Genomic DNA, 6,759 nt, shown 5'->3' on the forward strand with positions numbered 1-6,759 from the left:
GCACAGGACAAGTCAGCTCCCGCCGTGGCGGATCGGCATCAGCAGGTAGCGGTAGGCGCCCTCGTCGACGGCGCCGCGGCCGCTGTCCTTGCCGGTGAGCACCGCGGGTTTCGCGGCGGCCTCGGCCGGATCGGCGTCGACGAACCCGATCGTCGCCTGATCGTCCTCGACGGCACCGAGCCCGTCCAGCAGGTAGGACGGGTTGAACAGCACCGAGAGCTCGGGACCTGCGTACTCGACCGGAATCGTCTCGCTGGCCTGTGCGCCACCGCCGTCCCCGGCCTCGGCGACGACCTGGTCGCGGGTGAACGTGAACCGCAGCGGCCCGGTGCGGGTGGCGACGACAGCCACCCGGCGGACCGCCGCGGCGAGCGCCGCGGTCTGCGCGGTGACGACGAGCGCGGCCGCCTCGGGCAGGAGCTTGCGGTAGTTGGGAAACGTCCCTTCGATGAGTCGGACGATGGTCTGCCGGCCGCCGGCGGCGAGGCCGAGCCGGGCGCCGGACGGATCGTCGAGGTCCAGGCCAATCATGATGCGGGAGGCCGACGTCGGCGTGCGGGCCACCTCGGCGAGAACCTTGGCGGGCACGTGCGCGAGCGCCCACGGATCGTCGACTGTCGGCTGCCAGGGTATGCCGCGTACCGCGAGCCGGTACCGGTCGGTGGCAGCGAGGGTCAGCCCGCGCCCGGAGATCTCCATCCGGACCACGGTGAGCACGGGCATGGTCTCGTCCCGGCCGGCCGCCGGGGCGACCTGACCGACCGCGGACGCAAACCCGAGCGTGTCCACCTCGCCGATCGGTCCGGGAAAGCTGGGGAGCTTCGGGTACTCGCCCGGGTCCATCAACGGCACGGTGAAACGGACGCTGCCGCAGCGCAGGACCAGCCGGTCACCGTCGACCACGACGCCGACCGTCGTCGCGGGCAGGCTGCGCACGATGTCCGTGAGGAGCCGGCCGGGCACCAGCACCCGCCCCGGTTCGTCCACCGAGGCCGCGACCGGAGCCCGCACCGCCACCTCCGTGTCGTACGCGCAGATCGTCAGGACCGAGGCCGTGGCCGGCCCCTGGCGCGCCGCGGAACCGGGAGACGCCGCGGAACCGGGAGACGCCGCGGAACCCGACGGCAGGGGAACCGCGGCGGGCGCCGACGCCGGGGCGCCATGGCCCGCGGTGAGCAGGATGCCGGTCAGGACGTTCCGGGCCGGGCCCGGCCGGTTGGGTAGATGCCGAGCGGCCCAGCCGGTCGCGTCGGCGAACGCGTCGCGTTCCACGCTGAACCTCATGAGTGCGATTGTCCTCGGCCACGGCGCGGAATCGCCGCATTCAGCGGGCGGTGTTTGTTCCGCCCGGACGGGCCGCAGCCGCCGCGTCGTGAGGAGAGGCGGCGGCGCTACCAGTGGTCCGCCGCCGCCCGCAACCGGTCGGCTGCGCTCAGGTGCGGTCCGAGCTGAATCGCACAGCGCCCGCCGAGAGGACGGCTCCGGGGAACACGCGCGCCCCGGACCGCAGCTCGTTGCCTCGCTCGATCCGTGCCCCGTCGCCGATGACCACCCCGTCGAGCGCGACACCGGAGCCGATCACCGCGTCCCGACCGATCACGCTGTCCCGCACGACCGCCCCGGCCTCGATGACCGCACCGTCGAACAGCACGGCACCGTCGATCGCGGCACCCGCGCCGACGCCAACTTGGCGTCGGCGGCCACGACAGCACCGGGCAGCACCAGGCAGTCCCCGACCGGCCCCGGCAGCGCCGACGACGCCATCCGGCCGGTCACCAGATCGCGACTGCCCTGCACGAACGCCGCGGGAGTTCCGAGGTCGAGCCAGTAGGTGTCATCCGGGTAACCCATGACCGTCGTGCCGGCGGCCAGCAGTCCCGGGAAGGTCTCCCGCTCGACCGAGACCGGTCGTCCCGTCGGGATCGTGTCGATGACGGACCGCCGGAACACGTAGCACCCGGCGTTGATCAGATTGGTGGGCGGGTCCGGGGTCTTCTCCAGGAAGGCGGTGACGCGACCATCGTCGTCGACGGGCACGACCCCGAAGGCACGCGGGTCCACCACCCGAGTCAGATGCAGGGTGACCGCCGCGCCGGTCCCCGTGTGCCGCGCGACGAGGGCCTGGAGGTCCAGACCGGCGAGGATGTCACCGTTGAAGATCACGACCGGATCGTCCGGTCCCCCGTGGAGCCGCTCGGCCACGTTGCGGATCGCGCCGCCCGTGCCCATCGGCTCGGTCTCGGTGACGTACTCCAGCTGGAGTCCGTGCGCCGAGCCGTCCCCGAAGTACTCCTCGAAGACCTCCGCCCGGTACGAGGTGGCGAGCACCACCCGGTCGATTCCCGCGTCTCGCGCGCGAGCCAGCATGTGCGCGGTGACCGGCACCCCCGCGACCGGCAACATCGGCTTCGGTGCCGACATCGTGAGCGGTCGCAGGCGGGTCCCCTGACCGCCGACAAGCATCACTGCGTCCATGGGGCGTCAGTGTCGCAGAACACGCGGTGGGCGCTGAAAACGGATCGGGGTCGGGACCATACGACGAACGGCATGCCATGGTTTCGACACGTTGCGTCGGACCGGGGGTCACCGAGCCGCCCGGATATCCCAAACATCTCGGACATCCAGGACATCCTCAACTACCAGCGACTCGACTGCCGGCCATCGGCCGGCCGCGATCCGCTCAGGCGCCCCGCGCGGCACCGCCCCGGGGAAGCAGATCGGCGGAACGGGTCGCCTTCGCCCCCGCGCTGTCCCGGGCGAAGATCAGCGCGAGCAGCAGCCGGACCACGAGACCGACCCCGAGCAGCAGCCGCAGCGGCGCGCGCGCGTTGCCGGGGTACTGCCGGGACAGGTAGCGGAACATGCTGCGGTGATGAGCCAGCACCATCCGCCGTGACGACCGCTTCGTCGAGTGCCCGCCGAGGTGCTCGACCACCGCGGACGGCACGTACACCGACCGCCAGGACACCTCGCCGACGCGGCGGCCGAGGTCGACGTCCTCCATGAACATGAAGTAGGACTCGTCGAACCCGCCGACCGCCTCGAACGCCTCCCGGCGCAGCAGCTGGCAGGAACCGGACAACCAGCCGGCGGTCATCTCCCGGGGGAGGCCCCGCTCCCGCCGGTAGGAGGCCGTCCACGGATTCGTCGGCCAGCACCAGCCGAACAAGGCGTGCCCCACCCCGCGGCCGAGAGAGGGCAGGTCCCGGGCCGAGGGGTAGAGCGCCCCATCCGGATTGATGATCCCCGGGCCGAAGGCCCCGCCCCCCGGCCAGCGGTCGGCCGCGGCAATCAGTTCGTCGACCGCACCGGGCGCGAAGGAGATGTCGGCATTGGAGATCACCAGCCAGGGCCCGCGGGCTCCGGCGGCACCACGGTTGGCCGCGGTGCCGTAGCCGAGGTTGCGACCCGGGCGCACCAGGCGCACCTCGGCCCGCCCGGCGGCCGCCCTCGTGCCCTCGTCGAGGTGCGGCGAGTTGTCCACCACGACGACCTCGTAGGGCCGCGTGGTCGCCTTCGCCAGCGAGTCGAGGAAGGCGCCGATCACCTCCCCGGACCGGAAGGTCACGACGACGACCCGGATCTCCGGATCCACACCCATGTCTCGCCCGCCCGTTCTCGCCCACCGCTGGTCGCCCGACACGTTCCCGTGACGACGCACGGCACCTTGCACCGAGGAGACCGTAGCGCGCCCTTTGCGGCGTTCCTCGCCCCGGGGCCGGGCCGACGGGCGCCTCAGCGCTCGGCGACCGCCCGCGCGTAGCTCGCGAGATGCGCCTCGGCGCTGGCCGCCCAGGTGAACTCCCGGGCCCGGGCGAGACCGGCCTGACCGAGCTGCCTGCGCCGCTCGGCGTCATCGAGCAGGGCGCCCATCTCCCGGGCGATCGAGCCGGCGTCCGGCTGGGTGTAGGCGACGGCATCGCCGCCGACTTCCGGCAGCGACAGGCGCGGCGTGGTGAGAACCGGGGCGCCGCAGGCCATCGCCTCCAGCACCGGCAGCCCGAAGCCCTCACCGTGCGAGGGATACGCCACCAGTGACGAACCTCCCAGATAGCCCGGCAGGTCGGAGAAGCGCAGATAACCCGGCCGGATCACCCGCAGGTGGCTCGGCACCGAGGCGACGGCGGCATCGACGTCGTCGTCCCAGCCGGAGCCGCCGGCCAGGACGAGCGCGGGCGGCTCGTCCCGCCAGTGCACCGCCTCGGCCCAGCCCCGGATGAGGTTCGGCACGTTCTTGCGCGGCTCCAACATCCCGAGGAACGCGACGTAGCGCGAGTCGCCGAGCCCGAGCCGGCGGCGCACCCGCCGCTTGTCCTCCTCGGTCGGCGGATGGAAGGTCGACGTGTCGACGCCGTGGTAGGCGACGTCGGTGGTCGTCGGCTCCCCGTCGAGCACCCGCACCAGCTCGTCCCGGGTGGCCTTCGAGGGGACGATGATCCGGACCGCCCGGCGCACCGCGGTGCGCATCGCGGACCGGAAGAACGTGCCCTTCACCGCGGTGTGCATGTCGGGCTCGGTGAAGAAGGTGACGTCGTGAATCGTCACGCACACGGGCTGGTGCGCCCGCAACGGCATCGTGTAGTGCGGTGAATGGATGACATCGGCATTCACCTGTTCGGCAACCAGTGGCAGCCCGGTCTGTTCCCAGGCCAACCGCGCGGGCCGGTGGGCGATGGCCGCCGGCCCGGACAGAACGGTGGCGTGTGGGGCCATCCGGCTGTAGCGTTCCTCATCCGACCGTTGGCAGACGAGCGCCATGTCCGCGCCGGTCGCGCCCAGCGCCGCGACCAACCCGTCGACATAACGCCCCACGCCACCACGGTCGGCCGGGACCGAAGTGGCGTCGACGAGCACCCGGGGTCCCACGGCGCTCCCTCCCTGACGCGCCACCCGCGACGGGGTGGTCGCTTGCTTCACGGTGACCGCTTGCTTCTCAACGGGGGCAACACTACGCCCGCCCGTCGTCGGCGACGGACACGGCGGGGGAACCGCTGACTCGACGGTAGAGCGCCCACGTCGCCAGTGCTGCCCCTTTCCAGGTAAATGACCGGGCACGAAGGCGTCCAGACTCCGACAGCCGCCCCCGCAGGCCCGGATCGCCCATGACCTTCGCCACCGCGGCGCCCAGCGCGGCCGGGTCGTCCACCCCGACTACCACGGCGGCGTCCCCACCGACCTCGACCAGCGCGGGGGCATCCGAGACGATGACCGGCACACCGTGCGCCATCGCCTCGACGACCGGCAGCCCGAAGCCCTCCGACCGGCTCGGCGCGAGCAGTACGCCCGCACGGGACAGGACCACGGCGAGATCCTCGTCACTGAGCCGCCCAAGGGTGCGCACCCGGTCCGCGCCCAGACCGTGCCTGGCCGCCGCCGCGCGCACGTCCAGCCCACCCCAGCCGGTCGCGCCGACGTGGACCAACGGCAGGCCCGGATCGCCCGGTCGTCGCAGCGCCGCGAGCGCGGTGTCGAGGCCCTTACGGGGTTCGAGCGTGGCGAGGGTGAGTAGATAACGCCCTGGAGGGGGTAGCCCCATCCGCGCGGCGCGGGCGTCGGCATCGGGCGGAACCCGGACCACGGCGTCGGCGACTCCCTCCCCGATCGCGTGCAGGCGGTCTTCGGGGATCGGCAGATGCCGGGCGATCTCGGCCGCCACCGCGAGCGTCGGCACGACGATCGCGTCGGCGTGGCGTGCGGCCCGTTCGCCCATCAGCCGGTGCCACCGGACCCCGTGCGGGGTCAGGGTCTCGGGATGCGTCCAGGGAACGGCGTCGTGGATCGTCACGACGAGCTTCGGGCGCGGCCGGCGCCGGTCCAGGGAATCGCCCAGGGCCGGCGCGACGGTTCCGGAGGCCCAGGAAGCCAGCGACGGACGGGGCGGCGCGCCGGAAAGTCCGGAAGGTGGAGATGAGTCCACATAACCAGGAGAGCGCCGATAACCAAGAGAGCGCCGATAATCCGGAGAACGCCGGGAGCCACCGGACCGTCGCCCGCGCCGGGACCCGGTCCGAGAACCGGTCCGGTCGTCGAGGGCGCGCAGGGCGTCCGCCACCGAACCGGTCACGAACCCCCGGGTACCACCCGCGGGTGGCACCAGCAGGGTCGGAGCGTGAATGACGTCCACCCCTGTCGGGGCCGGACCCACGCCACGCGCCCAGGCCACGGCGAGTGCGCGGCGAGGCAGACCAAGTCGGAACGGGCCGAAGACGCCGGGCAGCACGGCCGGACCGACCTCCCGGCGCCCGGCACACCACCCGGTCACCCGGTCCTCGGGGGCGGCGGTGCGGGCGAGCGCCGCCGCGAGCTCGGCGGAGTAGCGCCCGGTCCCGCCAGGAACCGGCGCGAGCAGCTGCTCGACAAGGAAACCCACACGCACGGGTCACAGTCTGCCCCTGCCTCCTCCATTCCCGGGCAGCCGGCCCGGTCCCCGGACAGCCGGGGCCGGTGGGCCGGCGGGGTCAGCGGCCGCAGGCGCGCAGGGCCGCGAGTGCCATCACGGCGCAGGAGATCCCGCCGACCAGGTATCCCCAGCCCCGATGGCCGAAGAGCGCGAACCCGGCACCCGTCCCGGCCACGATCAGCCCGAACAGCAGCACGGTCAGGACGACGGCGAGGATGCGCTGGTTACGCAGGGAGGTGGGGGGCGGCGGCGGGCCCGTCCGCGGCCCGTGCTCCGGCTGCCGGCGCGGTTCACGGCCGGGGCCCGGGCGTGCCGACCGGCCGGCGGACGCCATCGTTCAGCCCTCCCGTTTGCGGGCG

Annotated in this window: 7 protein-coding genes; all 7 read right to left on the reverse strand. The window is 73.2% G+C overall.

Going from position 1 to position 6,759, the window contains the following annotated elements:
* Positions 1-12 precede the first annotated feature (12 nt).
* Positions 13-1,284, reverse strand: a complete 1,272-nt coding sequence (dnaN, locus tag AC08OP_RS12230) for a DNA polymerase III subunit beta (RefSeq protein WP_476614303.1) — start codon at positions 1,282-1,284, stop codon at positions 13-15.
* A 148-nt stretch (positions 1,285-1,432) separates the two neighbouring features.
* Positions 1,433-1,651 carry a hypothetical protein gene (locus tag AC08OP_RS12235; RefSeq protein ID WP_476614304.1) on the reverse strand — a complete coding sequence of 73 codons (219 nt, stop codon included), beginning with the start codon at positions 1,649-1,651 and terminating at the stop codon, positions 1,433-1,435.
* Positions 1,597-2,463, reverse strand: coding sequence for a mannose-1-phosphate guanylyltransferase (manB, locus tag AC08OP_RS12240; protein WP_476614305.1), 867 nt, complete (start codon positions 2,461-2,463; stop codon positions 1,597-1,599). Before manB ends, AC08OP_RS12235 begins: the two co-directional genes overlap by 55 nt.
* 217 nt (positions 2,464-2,680) lie before the next feature.
* Positions 2,681-3,601, reverse strand: coding sequence for a glycosyltransferase family 2 protein (locus tag AC08OP_RS12245; RefSeq protein WP_476614306.1), 921 nt, complete (start codon positions 3,599-3,601; stop codon positions 2,681-2,683).
* 134 nt (positions 3,602-3,735) lie between these two features.
* Positions 3,736-4,866: a glycosyltransferase family 4 protein gene (locus AC08OP_RS12250; protein WP_476593615.1), complete on the reverse strand. Its 1,131-nt coding sequence runs from the start codon at positions 4,864-4,866 to the stop codon at positions 3,736-3,738.
* 82 nt (positions 4,867-4,948) lie between these two features.
* The gene (locus AC08OP_RS12255) at positions 4,949-6,376 is read right to left on the reverse strand and encodes a glycosyltransferase family 4 protein (RefSeq protein ID WP_476614307.1); all 1,428 of its coding nucleotides are present in this window, start codon (positions 6,374-6,376) and stop codon (positions 4,949-4,951) included.
* An 82-nt stretch (positions 6,377-6,458) separates the two neighbouring features.
* The gene (locus AC08OP_RS12260; protein ID WP_476614308.1) at positions 6,459-6,734 is read right to left on the reverse strand and encodes a hypothetical protein; all 276 of its coding nucleotides are present in this window, start codon (positions 6,732-6,734) and stop codon (positions 6,459-6,461) included.
* Positions 6,735-6,759: the final 25 nt, after the last annotated feature.

Source organism: Frankia sp. CeRuru1 (assembly GCF_977966315.1).

Coding starts and splice junctions, on each gene's coding strand:
- dnaN (WP_476614303.1), bottom strand. CDS start 1,284: ATGAGGTTCAGCGTGGAACGCGACGCGTTCGCCGACGCGACCGGCTGG.
- manB (WP_476614305.1), bottom strand. CDS start 2,463: ATGCTTGTCGGCGGTCAGGGGACCCGCCTGCGACCGCTCACGATGTCG.
- AC08OP_RS12245 (WP_476614306.1), bottom strand. CDS start 3,601: ATGGGTGTGGATCCGGAGATCCGGGTCGTCGTCGTGACCTTCCGGTCC.
- AC08OP_RS12260 (WP_476614308.1), bottom strand. CDS start 6,734: ATGGCGTCCGCCGGCCGGTCGGCACGCCCGGGCCCCGGCCGTGAACCG.